The following is a 22,500-nucleotide window of genomic DNA, read 5'->3' as shown; positions in this document are numbered from 1 at the left end:
GGAGGCTTGCGTGGTCGAGGCTGGTTCCGAGAAGCAGCCTGTCGGGGTCGCGGCTGGTGAGCAGGGTGAACTGTTCCCCGACGACTCGCTGCCCGACGAGCTGGTGGGCTACCGGGGTCCGGCGGCGTGCCAGATCGCCGGCATCACGTACCGCCAGCTCGACTACTGGGCCCGCACCAAGCTGGTCGCGCCCAGCATCCGCACCGCGCACGGCTCCGGCTCGCAGCGGCTGTACTCCTTCAAGGACATCCTGGTCCTCAAGGTCGTCAAGCGCCTGCTCGACACCGGCGTCTCGCTCCAGAACATCCGGGTGGCCGTCGACCACCTGCGCGTCCGCGGCGTCCGCGACCTGGCCCGGGTGACGCTGTTCTCCGACGGCACCACGGTCTACGAATGCACGTCGCCGGAGGAGATCGTCGACCTCCTCCAGGGCGGCCAGGGCGTCTTCGGCATCGCCGTCAGCGGCGCGATGCAGGAAATCAGCGGCACCATCCACGAGTTCCCGGCCGAACGCGCCGACGGCGGCATCGTCGAGACCCACGAACCGGACGAACTCACCCAGCGCCGCAACGCCCGCAAGACCGGTTGATCATCGCCGCGGCAGGCAGAGTAAGGTTCACCGTGCGGTCGACGAATCCGCGCGGGAGAGTCCGAGCCACACCTTGAGCTCGGCGCCGAAGGAGCAAATCCTCCCCGGAACCTCTCAGGCACCCCGGACCGCGCGGACGAGACGCCTCTGGAAAGCGGGTCGTCAGGACACACCCTGATGGCCCCGCCGACGGTGCAAGCCCGGCTCAACCTGCGGGCGAAACTCTCAGGCGCCCCTTTCGGGGTCAGACAGAGCGGGGAGGTTTCCTCCGGGTTTGGGTGAGTCCTGCTCGCGGCAAGCGCTCACCCGAACCCTCCGGAGTGTCTTGTGGGGGTGCAACCCCCACACCCCGCCCGGCGGGCTCCGCCCCCGGACCCCCGCCGTGGTCACCTCGCGCTCGCCCTCGCGTTCTAGAGTCGGTCGGGTAAGCGCTGTCGTTTTCAGGAGGCCATCGTGGATCCGTCACTCGCCTCCCTGGAACAGGGCATCCCCTTCGCCGACCGGCACATCGGCCCCGGTCCGGACGAACTCCGGCACATCCTCGACGTCATCGGCGTCGCCTCGCTCGACGAACTCGCCGAGCGGGCCGTGCCCGAGTCGCTGCGGGCGTCCGCGCAGCCGCTCGAGCTGCCGCCCGCCGCCACGGAAGCCCAGGCGCTCGCCGAACTCCGGGAGCGGGCCGCGCGGAACCGGCCGACCGCCGCCATGATCGGGCTCGGCTACCACGACACCGTCACCCCGCCCGTCATCCGGCGCGGCGTCCTGGAGAACCCGGCCTGGTACACCGCCTACACGCCCTACCAGCCCGAAATCTCCCAAGGGCGCCTGGAAGCGCTGCTCAACTTCCAGACCGTGATCGCCGACCTGACCGGGCTGCCCGTCGCCAACGCCTCCCTGCTCGACGAAGCCACCGCCGCCGCCGAGGCGATGACCCTCCTGCGCCGGGCCGGGCGGGGGACGTCGCCGCGGTTCGTCGTCGACGCCGACACCCTGCCGCAGACCCTCGCCGTCCTGCGGACCCGGGCCGAACCGCTGGGGATCGAACTCGTCGTCGAGGACCTGTCGCAGGGGCTGACCGGGCTCGGGCTCGGCGGCGACTTCTTCGGCATCCTCCTGTCCTGCCCCGGCGCGTCCGGCGCGGTGCGCGAGCTCGACCTCGCCATCGCCGAAGCGAAGGACCACGGCGCGGGCGTGGTCGTCGCCGCCGACCCGCTCGCCCTCACCCTGCTGCGGCCGCCCGGCGAACTCGGCGCCGACGTCGCCGTCGGGTCGACGCAGCGGTTCGGCGTCCCGCTCGGCTTCGGCGGCCCGCACGCCGCCTACCTCGCCGTGCGGCACGGCCTCGAACGGCAGCTGCCCGGCCGGCTGGTCGGCGTCTCGGAAGACGCCGACGGCCACCCGGCGTACCGGCTCGCCCTGCAGACGCGCGAGCAGCACATCCGCCGGGAGAAGGCGACCTCCAACATCTGCACCGCGCAGGTCCTGCCGGCCGTGCTGGCCTCGATGTACGCCGTGTACCACGGGCCCGACGGGCTGCGCTCGATCGCGCTGCGGGCGCACCGGATGGCCACCGTGCTGGCCGCCGGCCTCGCCGAAGGCGGCGTCGACGTCGTGCACGGCGAGTTCTTCGACACCGTCGCCGCGGCGGTGCCCGGCCGGGCGGACGCGGTCGTCGCCGCGGCCCGCGACCTCGGTGTCTCCCTGCGCCGGATCGACGCGGACCACGTCGGCGCCGCCTGTGACGAAACCACGACCCGCGAGCGGCTCTCCCGCGTGTGGAAGGCGTTCGGCGTCTCGGTGTCCGATGTGGACGGGCTGGACGCCGACACCGCGGACGCGCTTCCGGCCCCGCTGCGGCGCACGAGCGGCTACCTCGCGCACCCGGTGTTCCACGCGCACCGGTCGGAAACGGCCATGCTGCGCTACCTGCGGCAGCTGGCCGACAAGGACGTCGCGCTCGACCGCAGCATGATCCCGCTCGGCTCCTGCACCATGAAGCTCAACGCCGCCGCCGGGATGGAACCGATCAGCTGGCCCGAGTTCGCCGGGCTGCACCCGTTCGCGCCCGCCGAGGACGCCGCCGGGCTGCTGGACGTGGCCGCGGACCTGAGCGCCTGGCTCGCGCGGATCACCGGTTACGACACGGTTTCGCTGCAACCCAACGCCGGCAGCCAAGGCGAGTTCGCGGGCCTGCTCGCCATCCGCGCCCACTACCGCGCCCGCGGCGAGCACGCGCGCGACGTCTGCCTCATCCCGGCCAGCGCCCACGGTACGAACGCGGCCAGCGCGGTGATGGCGGGCCTGCGCGTGGTCGTCGTCCGCTGCGACGACGACGGCAACATCGACCTCGCGCACCTGCGGTCCACAGTGGACGAGCACCGCGCCGACCTCGCCGCGATCATGCTCACCTACCCTTCGACGCACGGCGTCTACGAAGACACCGTCGGCGAAGTGTGCGCGGCGGTGCACGACGCCGGCGGGCAGGTGTACGTCGACGGCGCCAACCTGAACGCGCTGATCGGGGTCGCCCAGTACGGCCGGTTCGGCGCCGACGTCTCGCACCTCAACCTGCACAAGACGTTCTGCATCCCGCACGGCGGTGGCGGGCCCGGCGTCGGCCCGGTCGGGGTCCGCGCGCACCTGGCGCCGTTCCTGCCGAACCACCCGCTGCAGCCGGCGGCCGGCCCGGCCACCGGCGTCGGCCCGGTCAGCGCGGCGCCGTGGGGCAGCGCGTCGATCCTGCCGATCTCCTGGGCCTACGTCCGGATGATGGGCGCCGCGGGCCTCCGCCGGGCGACGCTGGTGGCGGTGGCCAACGCCAACTACGTCGCGCGGCGCCTCGCCGGGCACTACCCGGTGCTGTACGCCGGGCGCGAGGGACTCCTCGCGCACGAATGCGTCCTCGACCTGCGGCCGCTGACGAAGGCCACCGGCGTCACGGTCGACGACGTCGCGAAGCGGCTGGCGGACTACGGCCTGCACGCGCCGACGATGTCGTTCCCCGTCGCGGGGACGCTGATGGTGGAGCCGACGGAGAGCGAGGACCTCGCCGAACTCGACCGCTTCTGCGCCGCGATGATCGCGATCCGCGCCGAGATCGACCGCGTCGCGGCGGGGGAGTGGCCCCTCGAAGACTCGCCGCTGCGGCAGGCGCCGCACACGGCCCGCTGCCTCGCGGGCGAGTGGGACCGCCCGTACAGCCGCGAAACGGCGGTGTTCCCGGCGGGCCCGGCCGCGCCGAAGATCTGGCCGCCGGTCCGGCGGATCGACGGCGCCGCGGGCGACCGGAACCTGGTCTGCTCGTGCCCGCCGCCGGCGGCGTTCGCCTGATCCGCGGCGCACAGGAACGGGAGGTAGGTTGGCGCCATGCTGAGTGCGCACGGTCCCGATCGGACGTCCGTGGTCGTCACCGGCGGCAGCGGCTTCATCGGCCGGGCCGTCGTGCGAGCCCTGCGCGACCGGGGCGTCCCGGTCGTCGTCGTGGACCGGGTCCCGTTCCCGGAAGAGCTCGACGGCGTCCGCGTGGTGACCGGGGAACTCCGGGAAGCCGCGGTTCGCGAAGAAGCCGTCACGCCGGAGACCGCGGGCATCGTGCACCTCGCCGCGCTGACGTCGGTGCTGAAGTCGGTCGAGCGGCCCGAAGACACCTACGCCGACAACGTCCTCGTCACCCAGGAACTGCTGGAACTCGCGCGCCGCCGGGAGGTGCCGAAGTTCCTGCTCGCCTCGACCAACGCGGTGATCGGCAACGTCGGCACGGCGACCATCACCCCGGACCTGCCGCTGCGCCCGCTGACCCCGTACGGCGCCACCAAAGCCGCGTGCGAAATGCTGCTGTCCGGGTACGCCGGCGCGTACGGCATGACGACGTGTGCGTTGCGGTTCACCAACGTCTACGGCCCGGGAATGTCCCACAAGGACAGTTTCGTGCCGCGGATGATGCGGGCCGCGCTGACCGGCGGCGGGGTGAAGGTCTACGGCGACGGCCGCCAGCGCCGCGACCTCGTGCACGTCGACGACGTCGTCCGCGCGATCCTGCTGGCCCTGGCCAGCGGGTACGCCGGCCGCGCGATCGTCGGTGCCGGGCGTTCGGTGTCCGTGCTGGAGCTGGTGGAGGCCGTGCGCGAGGTGACCGGCGCGGAGTTGCCGGTGGAGCACGTCGAAGCCCCGGCCGGGGAGATGCCCGCGGTCGTCGTCGACGTCTCGGCGAGCGCGGAGACCATCGGCTACCGGCCGGAGGTGTCGCTCACCGACGGCCTGGCGACGGCGTGGAAGTACTTCTCCGGCCTCGAGAACCCGTGACCGGGTTCCTCAAGCGGCACTGGCTGCTCTTCCTGCTCCTCGTCCCGGCGATCGTCCTCCGGGTGCTGACCTGGCTGGCCTACCGCCCGGCGCTGCTGTACATCGATTCGTTCCGCTACATCGACAACCTGCACGCCCTGCGGGCCGACCAGCTCAACCCGATCGGTTACGACCTCGTCCTGCGGCCGCTGCTGGCCGTCGGCGGCCTGGCCTGGGTGGCGGCGGTCCAGCACGTCGGCGGCATCCTCGTCGCGATCGGCCTCTACGCGCTGGTGCTGCGTCTCGGCGGCCGGCCGTGGGTCGGCGCGCTCGCCGCGACCCCGCTGCTGCTCGACGCCTACCAGCTGCAGATCGAGCAGAACCTCATGTCCGAGGTGACGTTCGAGGCCGTGCTCCTCGGGCTGCTCTGGCTGCTGCTCGGCCGGGGCACCCCCGGCTGGAAGCGCGCCGGCGCCGCGGGCCTGCTGCTCGGCTTCGGTGTCCTGACTCGGCTGATCGGGATCTCGCTGGCGTTGCCGCTGCTGGTGTTCCTGGTCGTCGCCGGGGGAGCGTGGCGGCGGCGGTGGGCGGGCTGGCGCCGAGCCGGCGTGGGCCTCCTGGGCCTGCTCGTCGTCCTGGTGCCGTACGCGGCCCGGGTGCACGCCGAGACCGGCAAGTGGGGCCTGACCGGGCCGTCCGGGAACATGCTCTACGGCCGCACCGCCGCCGTCGCCGACTGCGCGAACCGCCACCTCGCCCCGGAACTCCAGGTGTTCTGCCCGGCCGAGCCGCGTGAGACGCGCTTGGTCGACAACTACACCCACGCCGACCTCGACCCGAACTGGCCGGGTCCGCTGCCCGCGGGCGCGGACCGGGCCGCACTGGCCCACGAGTTCGCCGTCGACGTCCTGAAGGAACAGCCCGGCGACGTCGCCGAAGCGATCCTGAACGACTTCGCCAAGAGTTTCGCCTGGACGCGCGAGCAGGATCCCGCCGACGTCCCGCTGGACCGGTGGCAGTTCCAGCTCACCTACCCGCAGTGGGCCGACCAGTCCCTGATCGACCTGGTCACGCTGCAGAACGACGGCGTCGTCGCGAGCGTCGACCAGCCACTGGCGAAGCTCCTGCGCGACTACCAGCTCGGCGGCGGGTACGTCCCGGGCGCGGTCCTCGGCATCGGCGCCCTGCTCGGCCTCCTGACGGTGTTCCGGCGCAAGAAACCCCTGGATCGCGCGCAAGCGGGCGCGCTGCTGGCGGCGTCCGGCGGGCTCGTGCTCCTCTTCGCCTCGGCGGTGTTCGAGTTCTCCTGGCGCTACCAGCTCCCGGCGCTCGTACTGCTGCCGGTCGCCGGCGCGCTCGGCTTCACCACGCTGACGTCGGCGAGCCGGAAGCGGCTCGCCGCCTTCCCCGACGACGTCGATGCCGGTGCCCTCGACGACTTCCGCGGCCGGCACCCGGAACGGCACCTGGCGCCACTGACCGTCGTCATCGCCGCCTACAACGAAGCCGGCGGCATCGGCGAAGTCCTCGAGAAAATGCCGGACCAGTGCCTCGGCATGCCGGTGGACGTCCTCGTGGTCGTCGACGGCGGAACCGACGACACCGCCGCGATCGCCGAGGACCACGGCGCGTACGTGTGCGTCGCGCCCCGCAACCGCGGCCAGGGGGCCGCGCTGCGGCTGGGGTACCACCTCGCGGCGGACGGCGGCGCGGAGTACGTCGTGACGACGGACGCCGACGGCCAGTACGACAACAGCGAGCTGGAGGCGCTCGTCCGCCCGGTCGTCGAGGGCACCGCGGACTTCGTCACCGGGTCACGGCGGCTGGGGCACGAGGAGGCCGACAGCCGCGTCCGCTGGCTCGGCGTGCGCGTGTTCGCCGCGCTGGCGTCGGTGCTGACCCGGCGGCGGATCACCGACACGTCGTTCGGCTTCCGCGCCATGCGGGCGGACCTGGCCTGCGCGGTGCCGCTGAACGAGCCGCAGTACCAGTCCTCGGAGCTGCTGCTCGGCGTCACCGCCCGCGGGGCCCGGGTCGTCGAGCTGCCGATGAGCATGCGGCTGCGCAAGGCGGGCAAGAGCAAGAAGGGCGGCAGCCTCGTCTACGGCGCCAACTACGCCCGCGTCATGACCGGGACGTGGTGGCGGGGGTACGTGCTGCGCCGCGGCCGAACACGAGCCGGTCGAGCAGCGCGAACTTGACGACGAACACCACGGCGTAACTGGCGACATAAGCGCCGTCGACGAGCGCGACCCACCAGAAGTGCGGCAGGTCCAGCGGCGTCAGCAGCGAGCCCGCCAGCGTCGTCAGGCCGATCGAAGCCAGCCCGCCCAGGCCGATGACGATCAGGTAGGGCAGCAGTTCCCGGCGGACGCGCGGGCGCCCGGTGCGGCCCCACACCCAGCGGCGGGTGACCAGGAAGTTCAGCACCGCGCCGGCCGCCCAGGCCAGCGTGCTCGCCAGTGCGGCGGCGCCGCCGGTCGCGAGGACGGCGAGCAGCACCACCTGGCTGAGGACCGTGGCCGCGACCGACGTCGTCGCGGCGCGCACCAGCCGGGCCCAGCCGCGGTGGCGGGTTCCGTCCGCTGTGCGGGGCCGCACGCCGTTGGTTACGGTCGTCATGCCCCCATCCTCCCCGCGGGCCGGCCGCGCCCCCGTCCGGCCCCCTCATGCATAGGAGATTCACAGGTCATTGCCAGGTCCTCATCAGCACGTGATCTATAGCGTTCGTGGGGCGCAAACGAGCAGGAAAGGCGGCACAATGCGGGTGCTGGTTCTCGGCGGTGACGGATATCTGGGCTGGCCGACGGCGCTGCACTTGTCGGACAAGGGTCACGAGGTAGCCGTCCTCGACAACTTCGCGCGGCGCGGCTACGACACCGAACTCGGCGTCGAAAGCCTGGTCCCGATCGAGCCCCTCGCCGACCGGATCGCCGCGTGGCAGGAGGTCTCCGGCCGGACGATCGCCCGTTACGAAGGCGACCTCCTCGACGCGGAATTCCTGTTCGGCGCGGTGCGCGACTTCGCGCCCGACGCCGTCGTCCACTACGCCGAGCAGCGGTCGGCGCCGTACTCCATGATCGACCGCGAACACGCGGTGTACACGCAGCACAACAACGTGGTCGGGACGCTGAACCTGCTGTACGCGATCGCGGAGGTGGACCCGGCGATCCACCTCGTCAAGCTCGGCACGATGGGCGAGTACGGCACGCCGAACATCGACATCGAAGAGGGCTGGCTGGAGCTGGAGCACAACGGCCGCTCCGACCGGGTGCTGTTCCCGAAGCGGCCGGGTTCGTTCTACCACCTGACCAAGGTCCACGATTCCCACAACATCGAATTCACCTGCCGCGCGTGGGGCCTGCGCGCGACGGATCTCAACCAGGGCATCGTGTACGGCCAGCAGACGCCGCAGACGGCGCTGGACCCGCGGCTGGCGACCCGCTTCGACTACGACGCGGTGTTCGGCACGGTGCTCAACCGCTTCGTCATCCAAGCCGTGCTCGGCCAGCCGCTCACGGTGTACGGCCAGGGCACGCAGACCCGCGGCCTGATCGACATCCGCGACACCGTGGAGTGCATCCGCCTCGCCGTGGAGCACCCGGCCGAGCCCGGCGAGTTCCGCGTGTTCAACCAGATGACCGAGAGCATGTCGGTCGCCGGCATCGCCGAGCTGGTGGCCGACCGGTTCCCCGGCCCGGTGCAGATCGAGCAGCTGGAGAACCCGCGCACCGAGGCGCCGGAGCACTACTACAACGTCAAGCACACCGGGCTGGTCGGGCTGGGCCTGGAGCCGCACCTGCTGTCGGACACGCTGATCGAGTCGATGTTCGACATCGTGGGCGCCAACAAGCACCGGGTGAACTCCGAGAAGCTGCGTCCGACCGTGCGCTGGCGCGGCGCGCTGAAGGCCTAGCGGAAGCGGGGCTCCCGGACGGGTGCCCCGCTCCTTCAGCCGGGCAGCTTGTCCAGGAACCCGTGCACCTTCGCGATCTTGCCGTCTTCCAGCTCGACGACGTCGAACCCGATGGCGACCGGCTCCGCGCCGGGCGTGCCGAGGTACCACTGGAACCGGGCGAGGTCGTGGTGGGCGTCCGGGTCGGCCGGCAGGCTGAAGGTGAGACCGCCGAACTGCTGCTGCGCCCCGGCCACGAACTGGTCGATCCCGTCGTGCCCGGTGACGGCGCCGAGCGGGTCGGTGTAGCCGGCGCCGTCGGTGAAGACCTCGGCGATCAGCGCGCGCCGCTTGTCGGCGTCGGTCTCGTTCCACACGGCGATGTACTGCTCGACGATGCTGCGGACGTCGCTCATGACTTTCTCCTTCAGTTGGGGGACAACGGTTTCGCCGTCGTCCTGCGCTGAGATCGACTTTGGCGCACCGAGCGGGCCGCGTCGATTACGCGCGAGGTAATGCCGCGGCGGCGGTCGAGGGCGGTCACGGGCATTACCCCGGAAGTAATGGCAGCGCCGTCGTGATCGCCGTAGCGTCACCCGCGTGACGACGATGGTGCAGACGCGGCAGCGGCCGGTCGGTGAGCTGCTGCGGGAATGGCGGGACCGGCGCCGGATCAGCCAGCTCGACCTGGCGATCTCGGCGGACATCTCCACCCGCCACCTCAGTTTCGTGGAAACCGGGCGGTCCAAGCCGAGCCGGGACATGGTGCTGCGGCTGGGCGAGCACCTGGACGTCCCGCTGCGGGAACGCAACCGGCTGCTGCTCGCCGCCGGGTACGCGCCCGCCTACACCGAGAACGCGCTGGGGGACCCGGAAATGGACGCCGTCCGCCAGGCCGTGCGGCAGCTGCTCGCGGGCCACGACCCCTATCCGGCCGCCGTCGTCGACCGGAACTGGAACCTCGTCGAAGCCAACGCCGGCGTCGGGCTGTTCGTCGCCGGGATCGCGCCCGGGCTGACCACCAACGTCCTGCGCGCGACCCTGCACCCCGACGGCATGGCGCCGCACATCCTGAACCTGGGGGAGTGGCGCGCCCACCTGCTCGGCCGGCTGCGGCGCCAGGTGGCCCAGAGCGCGGACGCCGGGCTCGCCGAGCTGCTGGCGGAGCTGCGCGGGTACCCGTGCGACCAGCCGGTGCCCGAGGTGGAAGTTCCCGGCCCCGGCGACATCTTCGTGCCGCTGAAGTTCCGCCACGAGGGCACCGACCTGACGTTCTTCAGCACGGTGGCCACGTTCGGCACCCCGCTGGACGTGACCGTGGCGGAACTGGTCATCGAGTCGTTCTTCCCGGCCGACCCGGCGACAGCGGCGTACCTGCGCGAGCGGACCGTCCGGGTGGGATGATGGGGGTCCGCGCAGCATCCGAAGTGAGGATCACCGGTTGATGGCCGTCCCGCCTTCGCTCGCCCTGTCCCTCGGAGTCCGCATCCCCCAGCTGCTGTTCGGTGTCGCCGGGCTGTCCCCGGCCGAAACCGGCCGCGCCCTCCGCATCGCCCTCGACACCGGTTACCGCGGCATCGCCACCGCGCCGGGCACCGAGGCCGCGGTGGGCGCGGTGCTCGCCGCGGCCGAGGTGCCGCGCGAAGAGCTGTTCGTCGCCGTCCAGGTGCCCGCCCAGGGCTACGACACCGCCCGCCGGGCCGCCGACCGCGCGCTGGAGGAGCTCCAGCTCGAGCAGGTGGACCTGTGCCTGCTGGACGGCACGAAGGGCGCGTTCGCCGACACCTGGCGCGCGCTGAGCCGGCTGCGCACCGACGGCCGGGCCCGCGCGGTCGGCGTGGCCGGGTTCGGCGTCTCCGAGCTGCGCCGGCTGATCGACGCGACCGGCTCGGTGCCCGCGGTCAACCAGGTCGAGCTGCACCCGTGGCTGCAGCAGGTGCCGCTGCGCGCGTTCCACGCCGAGCGCGGCATCGTGACGGCCGCGGCCAGCCCGGCGGCGAACGCCGCGCTGCTGTCGGACGAGACGGTCACCGGGCTCGCCGCCAAGTACGGCAAGACCCCGGCCCAGATCGTGCTCCGCTGGCACCTGCAGAACGACACGGTCGCGGTGGCGGCGTCGGCCACCACGACCCGCATCCGCGAGAACTTCGGCATCTTCGACTTCGAGCTGGCCGACGACGACCTCGACGTGGTGGCCGAGCTCGACAACGGCACCCGCGTCTAGGCCGACTTGATGCCCGCCGCGGCGAAGTCGGCCTGCTGGGCGGGCTGCTCCAGGTACTCGCGGAACGTCTGGGCGGCGCGCAGCGCGGTGTCGTCGATGCCCGGGCCGGCGAGCCCGATGAACGGGTAGTCCGCCGAGCGCGCGTTCGCCACCGACTGCGCGGGCGAGCCGATCATCTCGGGCTTCTTGGTGGTGAGCTCGCTGACCCAGTATGACGATTCGGGCAGCCACGCCGCCGGGAGCCCGCCGATGGAGTCCATGTTCGCCCGGCCGACCAGCGCGTCGAGCACCTGCGCCGACTGCTTGGCTTCGATCACGACGTGCACGCACTGCCCATGGACGACGGTGGCGGCCTGGTTCCACCGCTGGGCCGCGGCGGTGAGCGGCTTCTGCGCGCTCGGGGTGACGACGACCCGCATGTTCGCGGTGCCGCCGTTGCAGCTGGCGGCCTGCGCCTCGGCGCGGCTGTTGAGCTCGTTGTCGGCCCAGTTCCAGCCGACGACGCCGAGCCCGATGAGCAGGGCGAGGACGGCACAGGCGATCGGCCAGGTGGCGATCCGCCGTCGCGGCGCCTTCTTCCCGACGATCCGGTGCGACCCGGTGGCATCGCTCTTCCCGACCACGCGGTGCGAACCGGTGCCTTCGCTCCGGCCGGCCCGCTGCGGCCCGGTGGTGTCGTCGCGACCGCGGTCGGGGCCGGTCGGATCACTGCGGTCGGCGGCCCGCCCCCGCCGCCCGGCGGCGCGGGAGGTGCCGGTGTCGTCGCTGCGGTCGAGGGTGCGAGCGGCCCCGGTCGCTTCGGTGCGGTCGAGGATGCGAGCCGCTCCCGTCGCCTCGGCGGGGGTCGGCTCGGCCCCTTCGCTGCGGTCGAGGGTGCGGGCTGCTCCGGTTGCTTCGCTGCGAGCCTCGGCGTCGTCCTGCCGGGTGATGACCTCGGTCCGCTCGGCGGCGGACTCGGGAGCGGCACTCCGGCCCTTGCGCCGCGAGCGCGGGCCGGCGGACTCGGCGGGCGCCACTGGGGTGGCACCAGAGGCTTCGCCACGCCGGGCGGCCCGGCTGAACCGGCCACCGGGGGCTTCGACGCGGTCCGGGGCCGAGTTGTCCCCGCCCTTGCGGCGGGAGCGGCTCGGGCTGCCGGCGGCCGGGTGCGCGCCGGGGTTCTCGCCTCGCTGTGGGGAGAGCGTCGTGGTGATTTCGCTGCTCGCGACCGGGTAGGCGCCGGAAGCCTCACCACGCCGAGGAGCGCGGGTCACGACGGATTCACCGCCCGCGGCCGGGTACGAGCCCGAAGTCTCGTCAGGGCGACCCGCAGCGGGATACGAGCCGGAAGTCTCACCAGGGCGACCCGCAACCGGGTGCGAGCCGGAAGTCTCGTCAGGGCGACCCGCAACCGGATACGAGCCCGAAGTCTCGCCCCGTCGCCCGGCAGGCGCCCCTCCGCCGTTCTCCGGCGGGAAGCCGGGGGCCTTCGCCCCTTTCGTGAAGAAAGCCGAACCGGATGACTCGCCGGAGGTGCGCGCGGCGGAACCGCCGCGGCCGGCGATGCCGAACGCGTCCGAGATCGAACTGCGGCCCGGGGTGCGGAACGCGCCGGAAGCTTCGCTGCGTCCCTCGGCGGGGGCGCGCGGTGTGCGGTCCTGAGGGTGCGGCACCGGCTCCTCGTCCCGGTAGTGTCGCCCCATCCGTCATCCTTTCCGGGTGAGCGCATGCCAAGCACGCGCTGCTATGCAATCAAACCGTTATCACCCTAACAGGTGAGTATCGGAGAGAGAATAATCTGACTCACAGTTGATCGTGCTCAGGGTGCTGCGCTGACCAGGCGATGGCAGTGCGCAATCAGGCGATGACGCAGCGGTGCCGCCCGGCGGGCGAACTCCGCTTGAACCCTGGCGTATTCGGCCCGGCCCGCCGCGGTCTCGATCCGGACCGGGGCGTAGCCGAGGGAAGCCAGGTCGTACGGGCTCGCCCGCATGTCCAGCGTCCGGATCTCGACCGCCAGCTCGAAACAGTCCGCCACGAGCTCGGCGGGCACGAACGGGTCGAGCTTGTACGCCCATTTGAACAGGTCCATGTTCGCGTGCAGGCAGCCCGGCTGCTCGAGTGCGATCTGCGTCTCCCGCGACGGCGTCAACCCGTTCAGGGGCCGCGCCGGTGGGGTGAAGAACCGGAACGCGTCGAAGTGCCCGCACCGGATGTCCAGTGACTCCACGACGGCGTCGGTGCCCGCCGACCCGAGCCGCAGCGGCAGCTGGTCGTGGCGCACCGAGTCCGCCGGCTCGCGGTAGACCATCGCCCACTCGTGCAGCCCGAAGCAGCTCAGCCGGGGCGCGCGGGACGCCGTCGCGGTCAGCAGGCCGAGGACGAACTCGGCCGTCCGCACCTTGCCCGCGCCGAACCCGGCGGGATCCAGCACCACGCCGTCCGGTGTTTCGACGTACCCCTTGCGGTCCAGGAACCGCCGCGCCGCGGGCCCGGCGAGCGTGACGCCGGGCCCGGGCTGCCAGCGCTGCAGGTGCGACGGCCGGTACGAGTAGTAGGTGAAGAGGAAGTCCAGCACCGGGTGCTTCTCGCCACGGGACCGCCGCTCCTGGTGCGGGCCGGTCCACCGCCGCATCCGCGAAACGTGCGCCGCCTCCCGGGCCAGCCAGTCCGGCTCGGCCAGCACCTCCGCGCCGGTCATGCGCCCACGTGGGTGCCGTCGCGCACCGTGCCCACGTACTCCTCGACGAGGTCTTCCAGCGCCACGACGCCGACGGCGTTCCCGTTCGCGTCCAGCGCCCGCGCGAGGTGGCTGCGTTCCTTGCGCATGGCCGAGAGCGCGACGTCGAGCCGGGCGTCGGCGCGCAGTTCGGTCAGCGCCCGCGTCTTCGAGGCGGGCACGGTCGTCTTCGGGTCCTGGCCCGCCAGGTCGAGGATGTCCTTGACGTGGATGTAGCCGGTCAGGCGCCCGTCGTCGGTGCACACCGGGAACCGCGAGAACCCGGTGGACGACACGGCCTGCTCCACCTCGCCGACGGTGGGCCCGCAGGGGAGCGTGGTCAGCTCGGCGGTGGGTACGAGCACGTCCGCGACCGTCTTCTGCACCGACGACAGCGTCTGGGCGAGCCGCTGGTGCTCGGACTGGTCGAGCAGGCCCTCGCGACGCGACTCGCTGAGCAGCTCGGCCAGCTCGTCGGAGGTGTAGGCCGTCTCCAGCTCGTCCTTCGGCTCGACGCGGACCGCGCGCAACAGCGAGTTGGCCACGAAGTTCAGCAGCCAGATGAACGGCCGGGCCAGCTTGACCCAGCCCACGTGCACCGGCACCAGCCACAGCGCGAGCCGCTCGGGCTCGGCGATGGCGAGGTTCTTCGGCACCATCTCGCCGATCAGCACGTGCGCCACGGTGATGAACGCCAGCGCGATGGCGAACGAAATCGGGTGCAGCAGCGCCTCGGGCAGCCCCAGCAGGTCGAAGCCCGCCGACAGCCGATGCGCGATGGCGGGCTCGCCGAGGCGCCCGAGCAGCAGCGAGCAGATGGTGATGCCCAGCTGCGCGCCGGCGAGCATCAGGGACACGTGCCTGCTCGCGTTGATCACGATCTGCGCCCGCGTCTTGCCCTGCTCCAGCAACGCTTCCAGCCGGTCGCGGCGCGAGGAGATCAAGGTGAACTCGGCGCCGACGAAGAAGGCGTTGGTCAGCAGCAGGACCACGACGAGGGCGATGTTCAGCCAGTCGGTCACGAGGCCACCTCCGCTTCCGAAGCCGCTTCCGGGGCCGTTTCCGGAGCGGCGCGGACCGGAGCGACTTCGACCTCGGCGATCCGGCGCTTGTCCATCGTGGTCACGGTCAGCAGCCAGCCGTCGACCTCGGTGGCGTCCCCCTCGGCGGGGATCTTGCCCAGCCGCTCGAGGATCAGCCCGGCGATGGTCTCGTAGTCGCCGTCGGGCATCCGGAACCCGGTGACCCCGGTGACCTCGTCGGCGCGCAGCTGCCCGGACACCAGCCAGCTGTCCGTGCCGACCTGCTGGGAGGCCGGCGCTTCGCGTTCGTCGTGCTCGTCGCGGACGTCGCCGATGATCTCTTCGACGACGTCCTCCAGCGTCACCAGCCCGGCCGTGCCGCCGTACTCGTCGACGACGATGGCCAGCTGGAAGCGCGAGTCGCGCAGGCGCAGCAGCAGGTCGTCCCCGGGCAGCGACTCGGGCACGGTCGGCACCGGCCGCATGACCGAGCCGATCGGCACGGCGGCCCGGTCCGCGGCGGGCACGGCGAAGGCCTGCTTGACGTGCACGGCGCCGCGGACGTCGTCGAGGTCTTCGGCGTGCACCGGGAAGCGCGAGAACCCGGTGCGCAGCGAGATCGCGATGAGGTCGGCCACGGAGTCGTCGACGGCGAGGGACTCGAGCTGCACGCGCGGGGTCATCAGCTCTTCGGCGGTGCGCTCGCCGAACCGCAGCGAGCGGTCGAGCAGCTCCGCGGTGGACGTGTCGAGCGTGCCGCTTTCGGCGCTGGACCGCACGATCGAGCCCAGTTCCTGCGGCGAGCGCGCCGAACGCAGCTCTTCCTGCGGCTCGACGCCGAACTTGCGCACGAGGAAGTTCGCGCTGTTGTTCATCAGCGTGATGAGCCAGCGGAAGAGCGAAGAGAACCGCGAGTGGTAGCCGGCGACCGCGCGGGCGGTCGGCAGTGGCCGGGCGATCGCCAGGTTCTTCGGCACCATCTCGCCGAGGATCATCGACAGCGACGTGGCGATGACCAGGGCGAGCACGATCGACGCGCCCCCGGCGAACCCGGCCGGCAGGCCGACGGCGGTGAGCAGCGGCCGGACGAGCTCGCCGATCAGCGGCTCGGCCAGGTACCCGGTGATCAGCGTGGTCAGGGTGATCGCGACCTGGGCGCCGGAGAGCTGGAAGGACAGCGTCCGGTGCGCCTTCTGGACGGTCAGCGCGCGGCGGTCGCCGACCTGGCGGGCGTTGGCCTCGACGGTGCTGCGTTCCAGCGCGGTGAGCGAGAACTCGGCGGCGACGGCGAGGCCGGTGCCGATCGTCAGCAGCACGAAGAGGAGCACGCCGAGCACGGCGAAGAGGATCTGGATCATTCCGCACCCGCCTCGGCGGCGGGGGGTGAACCTATCGGACAGCCGGGTCGGTCACCCGGCCCGGTACTGTCACCGGGTGACTGCGCTGCGCGCACGAAACGGTCACTCCTAGCAGGAAATCGGCGTGTACTGCGGATATGCGGGCCAGTTTAACGTGTCTTCGTGGTGCACCGCTCGCGGTCGGGGTGTGTCGGAGCGCTCACCCGCGGATCAGGCGGCGCCCGGCCGGTGCCGCCGCACGGTCTCCTCGACGAGGTCGAGCACCGGCCCCAGGCCCGCGGCGGGCAGGCCCATGGCCAGGTGCGAGACGAGTCCTTCGAGGACGAGTTCGAGGAAGGCGGTGAGGACGTCGACGTCGACGTCGTCCCGCAGGTTCCCGGCCTCCCGCTGCCGCAGCAGCCGCAGCCGGGTGGCGGTGGTCAGCTGCTGCGAGCGTTCGGCCCAGCGGCCCCGGAACTCGGGATCGGTCCGCAGCCGCCGGCTGACCTCCAGCCGCGTCCCGAGCCAGTCGGCGGGGTGGTCACCCCCGGCCAGGAGGTCCCGCATGACCTGCACGAGCCCCTGTTCGGCGACGACGTCGGCCATCCGGAGGGCATCGTCCTCGGCGAGGGCGAGGAAGAGCGACTCCTTGTCCCGGAAGTGGTGGAAGATGGCCCCGCGCGAGAGACCGGTGGCTTCCTCCAGGCGCCGGACTGTGGCACCTTCGTAGCCGTAGCGCGCGAAGCAGACGCGCGAGCCGTCGAGGATCTGGCGCCGGCGTGCGTCGAGGTGATCCTGGCTTACGCGTGGCATCCTGAAATCCTGGCACCGCGGACCGGCTTCTCGCAATCCGTACGTACGTACTGTGACCCGGAGTGCGCGGGAACCGGGCGGGCGTCCCCACCGTCCGAACGTTGCGGCGTTTCGCTGACACGAAGTGAGACGGTTGGCTATGGTTTGCCCCATCAAGGTGGGTGAACTGAGGGGAAGGTGCGGTCGTGATCATCGGTGAGGCCGGGCAGGCGGTCCAAGCGGTGTGGGGTGGCGACATCCTCGGCGAGAGCGGCCGCGTCTACGGCGGCGGTGGCGGCGGGGGCGGCCGGTTCGAGATGGACCCGGAGGAGCTCGCCGCGGTGATCGGCCGGTGGGAAGCGGAACTGGACAAGATCGTCGACGACGGTGAACGCATCCAGAACATCATGGTGATGCTCGAAGCGCCCGGGAAGGACTCGGTCAGCGGGGGTTACGTGTCGACGAGCATGGACTCCCTCGCGGCGCTCCAAAGCCAGAACGACTCCATGCGCAAGTACGTGCAGGGGTACGTCAAGAAGCTCAAGGAAGCGCAGACGAAGACCGTCGCGACCGACCAGGGCATGGCCGACCCCTTCCGGACGGTGTGACCGTGCGCCTGCCTGCCCGCATCCTGGCCGGCGGTGCGGCCGCCGCGCTGCTGCTCGCGGGGTGTTCCCCCGAAAAGACCGGAACGGCCACACCCGCGCCGAGCGGGTCGGCGTCGTCGCCCAGTGCGTCGTCCGATCCCGACGTGCCGAAAGTGACCGCACCGCTCGACGTCTCGAAATACGCTTCAAAGCCTTGCGACATCGTGCCGGGTTCGGTGCTGTCGTCCTTGCGGTTCACGGACCCGGGGCACACCCAGCTGCAGGACGACGGATTCGGCGCGGCCGGGCCGGGGTGTGGCTGGAAGATCGCCGGCGAAGGCGTGAGCATGCAGGTCATCATCGGCACCGGAAACCGTGACCGGGGTGCCGGCGGGCTGGCGGGGCTGTACGGAGCGCACGAGAGCGGCCAGTTGCCGTTCCTCGAACCTGCCCCGGCTGTGGATGGTTACCCGGCGATCTACCTGGACAAGCGTGATCGCCGGCCGATCGGCAACTGCGTCATGGACGTCGGTGTCGCCGACGACATCGCGATCAACGTGTACGCCGGGGGGTACGACGGCAAGGATGATTCCTGTGCCGCGGCCCAAAAGGTGGCGTCGGCGATCATCACCACACTCAAGGGGGCATGACGAGTGGACGGCAAGCAGATCTACGACAACTTCAGACAGGGCGATACCACCGGCCTCCGCAACGCCGCGGACGAGGTTTCAAAGCTTTCGTCGGCCTACCTGGACCGCGCCCAGGGGATCAAGTCGCTGCAGGAGCGGATGAAGCAGGCTTGGACCGGTAACGCCGCCGACGCGGCGAACGCCGGGGCCGGGCCGCTCGAGCAGGCCTTCGCCGAGACTGCCGCGCCCCTCGACGTGACCAAGGCTTCCGTCGACACCCAAGCTGCCGTCTTCGACTCGTCCAGCAACTCCGTCGTCGAAATCCCGCCCAAGCCCGAAAAGCCCAACCCCTGGACCACCGGGCTCAAGGCCGCCATCCCCATCGCCGGGCCGTTCATGGCCAAGGACGACATCGACAACTACCAAGAGGGCATGGCGCGGTACAACGCCGCGAACGAGACCAATGTCCGCGTCATGGACCAGTACAGCAGCGTCACCAGCGGGACCAGAGCCGTGCTCCCGACCGACTACGGCGTGCTGGAGTCCGACGGTGCCGCCATCGCCGTGACCACCCCGAGCGGTCCCGGCGGGGTCAACCAGCCCGGTGGCCACGGCAACTACCTGCCCGGCCACCCCGGCAGCGGCGGCAACGACCAAACCTCCACCACCGGCTTCGACCCCGGCCACACCGGAGGAACCGGCGGCACCGGAGGAACCGGCGGCTCAGGCGGCACGGGCGGCACCGGCGGCGGGGGAACCGAGGGACCGGGTGGCACCGGAGGTACCGGAACCGGGAGCACCGGCACCGGCACCGGCACCGGCGACGACACCCACACCACCGGCTCCGGCCGCCCCGGCGCCCCCACCCTGCCCCGGCCCGGGCAGTCCACCGACCAGCCCGGGAAGACCCCACCGAACACCGGGGGGATCGACTTCTACCCCACCAACTCCGGCGGCGGCGGTCAGAACTACGGCCAGAACCCCTTCAACGCCAACGATCCCAACTCCGGCACCGGTGGCCGCGGTCCCGCCGGCGGCAATGCCGGCGGCCGGCTCCTCGACCCGACCGGCCGCGGCGGCGCCGGAACCGGCAGTGGTACCGGTGGAGGCGCCGGAGCGGGGGAGCGCGGGCTCGGCCGGGGCGCCGGCTCCGGGATGGGCAGCCTCGGCAACGCCGCCGCCGCGGAGGCGGCCGCCGCGCGGGCTGCGGGCACCTCGCGGAGCGGGGCCATGGGGCCGATGGGGCCCGGCGGGCGCCGCGGCGAGGGCGATGAGGACGAGGAACACCAGCGGCCGGACTTCCTGATCGAAGCGGACCCGGACGCGATCTTCGGTACCGACCAGCGGACCAGTCCGCCGGTCATCGGCGAATAGGCGGTGGACGTGGCAACAGGCCGGGTGGACGTTCCGGTCGAGGCGCTGGCCGCGCTCGCCGAACGCGAGCAGGTCGGCCAGCTCCACCTCACCCTGCGTCCGGAGCCGCTGTGGCTCTCGGACGTCGAACGGCAGGAGGCGGGCAAGCGGGTCGACGCCGCCCTCGCCGAGGCCGGGCTCGTCGACACCCGGGGCCGGGTCACCGTCGACTTCCTCGACTGGCTGCCGCTGCTGGTCAGCCCGGCCCGGGAGTGCTACGGCTGGGTCGGCACCGGCGGGCAGACCTACGGGGTGCTCGCCGCCGCGAAGGGGCTGCAGGCCGTCCTGGCCGTCTCCGACGGGACCCACGTCGGCGTGCAGGAGATCGACCGGAACCGGCTCGCCGAATCGCTCGTCGAGCAGCTGCCGCCGCTCGGGCCGGGCGGCGGGCACCCGCGGACCGTGCGGGTCGCGGACCTCACCGAGGCCGCCCGCCGCGGGCAGGCCGCCTACCCGCTCGACCCGGCCGTCGCCGACGTCGTCAGCCTCGTCCAGCGCCCGGTCTCGGGCAGCGGGGAACTCTACGTCGGCCGTCGCGACGACGTCGGCCGCCACACCTGCCTGCAGCAGCCGCTCCACTACGCCGACACCGACTGGGGCCGCTACCTCAGCTACACCTCGGGCTCGGGCGAGGACGCCGTCATCCACATCGGTCCGGCCGGCCCGCAGGAGCTGGCCGACACGCTCACCGAACTGGCAGGCACCCTCGGCTGACCCGGAAAGCCCGTGCGCGGGGAACACCCCACGGCTAATGTGACAGCGCTGTTGCATCTCCGGTGGAAGGACGCGCGGATGCTGTACCCCGAGATCGAACCCTACGAGCACGGCATGCTCGACGTCGGCGACGGCCACGAGATCTACTGGGAGACCTGCGGGAACCCCGACGGCAAGCCCGCACTGGTCGTGCACGGCGGTCCCGGCTCCGGCTGCTCGGCGAACGTCCGCCGCTTCTTCGACCCCGCGCGCTACCGGATCGTCCTGGCCGACCAGCGCGGCTGCGGCCGCAGCACCCCGCACGCCGGCGCCCCGGTCGCCGACCTGTCCGCCAACACCACCGACCACCTGGTGGCGGACTTCGAGCGCCTCCGCGGCCACCTCGGGATCGGGCAATGGCTGCTGTTCGGCGGTTCCTGGGGCTCGGTGCTCAGCCTGACCTACGCCCTGCGCCACCCCGACCGCGTCAGCGAAATCGTCCTGATGGGCCTGGCCACCGACCGCCACCTCGAGATCGAGCTGCTCATCCGCGGTCTCGGCGCCTACTTCCCGGACGGGTTCGCCGCGTTCCGCGAAGGTGTGCCGGAAGGCGAACGCGACGGCGACCTGTCCGCCGCCTACCACCGCCTCCTGATGGACCCGGATCCCGCGGTCCACCACAAGGCGGCGGAGGACTGGTGCGCCTGGGAAGACGCGATGCTGCCGGGCGTGCCGCGCCCCGACGTCTTCGACGACCCCGCCTACCGGCTCTGCTTCGCCCGGCTCGTCACGCACTACTTCAGCAACCGCGCGTTCCTCCCGGACGGCGAAATCCTGAGCCGGGTGGGCGAGCTCGCCGGGATCCCGGCGGTGCTGGCGCAGGGCGTGCTGGACACGAGCAACCTCGTCGGCACGCCCTGGCTGCTGCACCACGCCTGGCCCGGCAGCGAACTGGTGCTGCTGGCCGACGTCGGGCACACCGTGTCGGCCGCGTCGATGCAGGACGTCCTGATCGGCGCGACCGACCGGTTCGCGCTCAAGGGATGAGCAGGGCCGGCTCGCCTTCCGGGGTGAGCGCGGCTTCGGTGCGCCGGGTGCGGTTGGCGTCGGCGAGCCGCAGCCCGGTGACGCGCAGGGGGAGCCGGTCGGTGTTCCACTCCGCCAGCAGCAGCGCGATCTTCGCCTGCATTTCCGTGCGCAGCCGCAGGAACGAGTCGGCCGGGTCCGCGCCGACCTCGCCCAGCAGCAGCCACCACGCCCAGGCCGCCGCGCCCGCGTTGGCGACGAAGTCGGGCACCACCGCGATCCCGCGGGCCGACAGCGCCGCCTCCGCTTCCGGGGTCGTCGCCGCGTTGGCCGCCTCGACGACCACCTTGGCCTTGACCGCGCTTTCGTTGTCCACCCGCAGCGCGTAGGAGATCGCGGCCGGCACGAAGACGTCCGCGTCGATGCCCAGGATCGTCTCGCGCGGCAGCGAGCGGACCCCGGCGGGCAGCCGGGACCGGTCCACCTCACCGAAGCGGTCGCGCAGCTCCAGCAGCGCCGGGACGTCGAGGCCGGCGGGGTCGTACAGCGTGCCCGCGGCGTCCGCCACCGCGACCACCTTCGCGCCCGCTTCGTGCAGGTACCAGGCCGCGCCGCCGCCCATGGTGCCGATGCCCTGGATCGCCACCGTCGTCTCGCGCACGTCCCAGTCCCACGCCGCCGCGACGCCCAGGCACGCCTGCGCCACGCCGTAGCCGCCGACGACGTCGCCGAGCAGCAGCCCGCCCGGCACCGGCGCGTTGAGGCCGGCCTGCACGCGGCGCAGGGTGCGCGCCGGATCGGCCGAACGGCGGATGGCCGCGTGGTACGACTGCTCCAGCCCGAGCTCGGCGAACACCGAGTCGATCAGGTGCTGCGGCACGCCGAGGTCCTCGGCCGTCACCCAATGGGCGTCCAGCCACGGCCGCAGGAACGCGCAGAAGCGCTTCAGCACGTCGAACGCCCGCGGGTCCTTCGGGTCGAAGTCGATGCCGCCCTTGGCCCCGCCGACCGGCAGGTTGAAGGTGGCGGTCTTGTTGGCCATGCCCCGCGCGAGGTCCTCGACCTCGGTCATCGTGCAGCCGGCCCGCATCCGGGTGCCGCCGGTGGCGACCCCGGAGGCGAGGCTGTGCACGACCAGGTAACCGTGCGCGCCGGTGCCGGGATCGGTCCACGTGAGCCGCATCAGCGGCTCGTTGCTCGGGGTCATCAGGCCACTCACCTCCAGGGAAGTCCGGGGCGGCCGGAGTGACCGCCACCACGAGCGTGCGCCCTCGCCCGGCCGCCCGTCCATTTAACGAACCTGCACGATCTCGT

Annotated in this window: 20 protein-coding genes and 1 riboswitch; of the genes, 12 read left to right on the top strand and 8 right to left on the bottom strand. The window is 72.2% G+C overall.

Annotated features, from left to right (window positions below):
* Nucleotides 1–10: 10 nt before the first annotated feature.
* From ACLJPY_RS47910 to ACLJPY_RS47895, 4 genes are all read left to right on the top strand, one after another.
* Entirely contained in the window at nt 11–589 is a 579-nt protein-coding gene (locus tag ACLJPY_RS47910; protein WP_103352915.1) for a MerR family transcriptional regulator, read from the top strand.
* Nucleotides 590–631: 42 nt separating this feature from the next.
* Nucleotides 632–730, top strand: a riboswitch (glycine riboswitch).
* A gap of 312 nt (nt 731–1,042) precedes the next feature.
* Nucleotides 1,043–3,919, top strand: coding sequence for an aminomethyl-transferring glycine dehydrogenase (gcvP, locus tag ACLJPY_RS47905; RefSeq protein ID WP_410597672.1), 2,877 nt, complete (start codon nt 1,043–1,045; stop codon nt 3,917–3,919).
* A gap of 36 nt (nt 3,920–3,955) precedes the next feature.
* A complete protein-coding gene (locus ACLJPY_RS47900; protein ID WP_410597671.1) occupies nt 3,956–4,891 on the top strand; it encodes an NAD-dependent epimerase/dehydratase family protein in 936 nt (311 codons plus the stop codon).
* A complete protein-coding gene (locus tag ACLJPY_RS47895; RefSeq protein ID WP_410597670.1) occupies nt 4,888–7,071 on the top strand; it encodes a glycosyltransferase family 2 protein in 2,184 nt (727 codons plus the stop codon). Before ACLJPY_RS47900 ends, ACLJPY_RS47895 begins: the two co-directional genes overlap by 4 nt.
* On the opposite strand, the gene ACLJPY_RS47890 is transcribed toward ACLJPY_RS47895, so the two are convergent.
* Complete coding sequence (locus ACLJPY_RS47890; protein ID WP_410597669.1) at nt 6,995–7,492, bottom strand: GtrA family protein; 498 nt, start codon at nt 7,490–7,492, stop codon at nt 6,995–6,997. The genes ACLJPY_RS47895 and ACLJPY_RS47890 overlap by 77 nt on opposite strands.
* A 139-nt stretch (nt 7,493–7,631) precedes the next feature.
* Between ACLJPY_RS47890 and ACLJPY_RS47885 the strand changes: the two genes are divergently transcribed.
* On the top strand, nt 7,632–8,786 hold the full coding sequence (locus ACLJPY_RS47885; RefSeq protein WP_410597668.1) for an NAD-dependent epimerase/dehydratase family protein: 1,155 nt from the start codon (nt 7,632–7,634) through the stop codon (nt 8,784–8,786).
* A 35-nt stretch (nt 8,787–8,821) separates the two neighbouring features.
* On the opposite strand, the gene ACLJPY_RS47880 is transcribed toward ACLJPY_RS47885, so the two are convergent.
* The gene (locus tag ACLJPY_RS47880) at nt 8,822–9,181 is read right to left on the bottom strand and encodes a nuclear transport factor 2 family protein (protein ID WP_410597667.1); all 360 of its coding nucleotides are present in this window, start codon (nt 9,179–9,181) and stop codon (nt 8,822–8,824) included.
* Nucleotides 9,182–9,374: 193 nt separating this feature from the next.
* Between ACLJPY_RS47880 and ACLJPY_RS47875 the strand changes: the two genes are divergently transcribed.
* Nucleotides 9,375–10,169: a helix-turn-helix domain-containing protein gene (locus tag ACLJPY_RS47875; protein WP_410597688.1), complete on the top strand. Its 795-nt coding sequence runs from the start codon at nt 9,375–9,377 to the stop codon at nt 10,167–10,169.
* A 40-nt stretch (nt 10,170–10,209) separates the two neighbouring features.
* A complete protein-coding gene (locus ACLJPY_RS47870) occupies nt 10,210–10,989 on the top strand; it encodes an aldo/keto reductase (RefSeq protein WP_410597666.1) in 780 nt (259 codons plus the stop codon).
* Here the strand turns inward: ACLJPY_RS47870 and ACLJPY_RS47865 are convergent.
* From ACLJPY_RS47865 to ACLJPY_RS47845, 5 genes are all read right to left on the bottom strand, one after another.
* Nucleotides 10,986–12,242 (bottom strand): hypothetical protein, encoded by a 1,257-nt coding sequence (locus tag ACLJPY_RS47865; protein WP_410597665.1) that lies wholly within the window; start codon nt 12,240–12,242, stop codon nt 10,986–10,988. The genes ACLJPY_RS47870 and ACLJPY_RS47865 overlap by 4 nt on opposite strands.
* Before the next feature lie 545 nt (nt 12,243–12,787).
* Nucleotides 12,788–13,669, bottom strand: a complete 882-nt coding sequence (locus ACLJPY_RS47860) for a 3-methyladenine DNA glycosylase (RefSeq protein WP_410597664.1) — start codon at nt 13,667–13,669, stop codon at nt 12,788–12,790.
* The gene (locus ACLJPY_RS47855; RefSeq protein WP_410597663.1) at nt 13,666–14,709 is read right to left on the bottom strand and encodes a hemolysin family protein; all 1,044 of its coding nucleotides are present in this window, start codon (nt 14,707–14,709) and stop codon (nt 13,666–13,668) included. Before ACLJPY_RS47855 ends, ACLJPY_RS47860 begins: the two co-directional genes overlap by 4 nt.
* The gene (locus tag ACLJPY_RS47850) at nt 14,706–16,067 is read right to left on the bottom strand and encodes a hemolysin family protein (protein WP_410597662.1); all 1,362 of its coding nucleotides are present in this window, start codon (nt 16,065–16,067) and stop codon (nt 14,706–14,708) included. The genes ACLJPY_RS47855 and ACLJPY_RS47850 overlap by 4 nt, the downstream gene beginning before the upstream one ends.
* 210 nt (nt 16,068–16,277) lie before the next feature.
* Entirely contained in the window at nt 16,278–16,859 is a 582-nt protein-coding gene (locus tag ACLJPY_RS47845) for a TetR/AcrR family transcriptional regulator (protein WP_410574645.1), read from the bottom strand.
* A 185-nt stretch (nt 16,860–17,044) separates the two neighbouring features.
* Here ACLJPY_RS47845 and ACLJPY_RS47840 point away from each other — a divergent pair, with 185 nt between their 5' ends.
* From ACLJPY_RS47840 to pip, 5 genes are all read left to right on the top strand, one after another.
* A complete protein-coding gene (locus tag ACLJPY_RS47840) occupies nt 17,045–17,446 on the top strand; it encodes a hypothetical protein (protein ID WP_410597661.1) in 402 nt (133 codons plus the stop codon).
* Entirely contained in the window at nt 17,443–18,075 is a 633-nt protein-coding gene (locus ACLJPY_RS47835) for a DUF3558 domain-containing protein (protein WP_410597660.1), read from the top strand. Before ACLJPY_RS47840 ends, ACLJPY_RS47835 begins: the two co-directional genes overlap by 4 nt.
* A gap of 3 nt (nt 18,076–18,078) precedes the next feature.
* Nucleotides 18,079–19,428: a hypothetical protein gene (locus ACLJPY_RS47830; RefSeq protein ID WP_410597659.1), complete on the top strand. Its 1,350-nt coding sequence runs from the start codon at nt 18,079–18,081 to the stop codon at nt 19,426–19,428.
* Nucleotides 19,429–19,452: 24 nt separating this feature from the next.
* A complete protein-coding gene (locus tag ACLJPY_RS47825) occupies nt 19,453–20,181 on the top strand; it encodes an ESX secretion-associated protein EspG (RefSeq protein ID WP_410597687.1) in 729 nt (242 codons plus the stop codon).
* A gap of 78 nt (nt 20,182–20,259) precedes the next feature.
* Nucleotides 20,260–21,207: a prolyl aminopeptidase gene (gene pip / locus ACLJPY_RS47820; RefSeq protein ID WP_410597658.1), complete on the top strand. Its 948-nt coding sequence runs from the start codon at nt 20,260–20,262 to the stop codon at nt 21,205–21,207.
* Here pip and ACLJPY_RS47815 read toward each other — a convergent pair.
* The gene (locus tag ACLJPY_RS47815) at nt 21,197–22,393 is read right to left on the bottom strand and encodes a Glu/Leu/Phe/Val dehydrogenase dimerization domain-containing protein (RefSeq protein ID WP_410597657.1); all 1,197 of its coding nucleotides are present in this window, start codon (nt 22,391–22,393) and stop codon (nt 21,197–21,199) included. The genes pip and ACLJPY_RS47815 overlap by 11 nt on opposite strands.
* Nucleotides 22,394–22,500 lie beyond the last annotated feature (107 nt).

Origin of the sequence: Amycolatopsis sp. lyj-23 (assembly GCF_046549135.1) — a bacterium.
Taxonomy (GTDB): Bacteria; Actinomycetota; Actinomycetes; order Mycobacteriales; family Pseudonocardiaceae; genus Amycolatopsis.
This window is presented reverse-complemented; position numbering and strand designations above follow the sequence as displayed.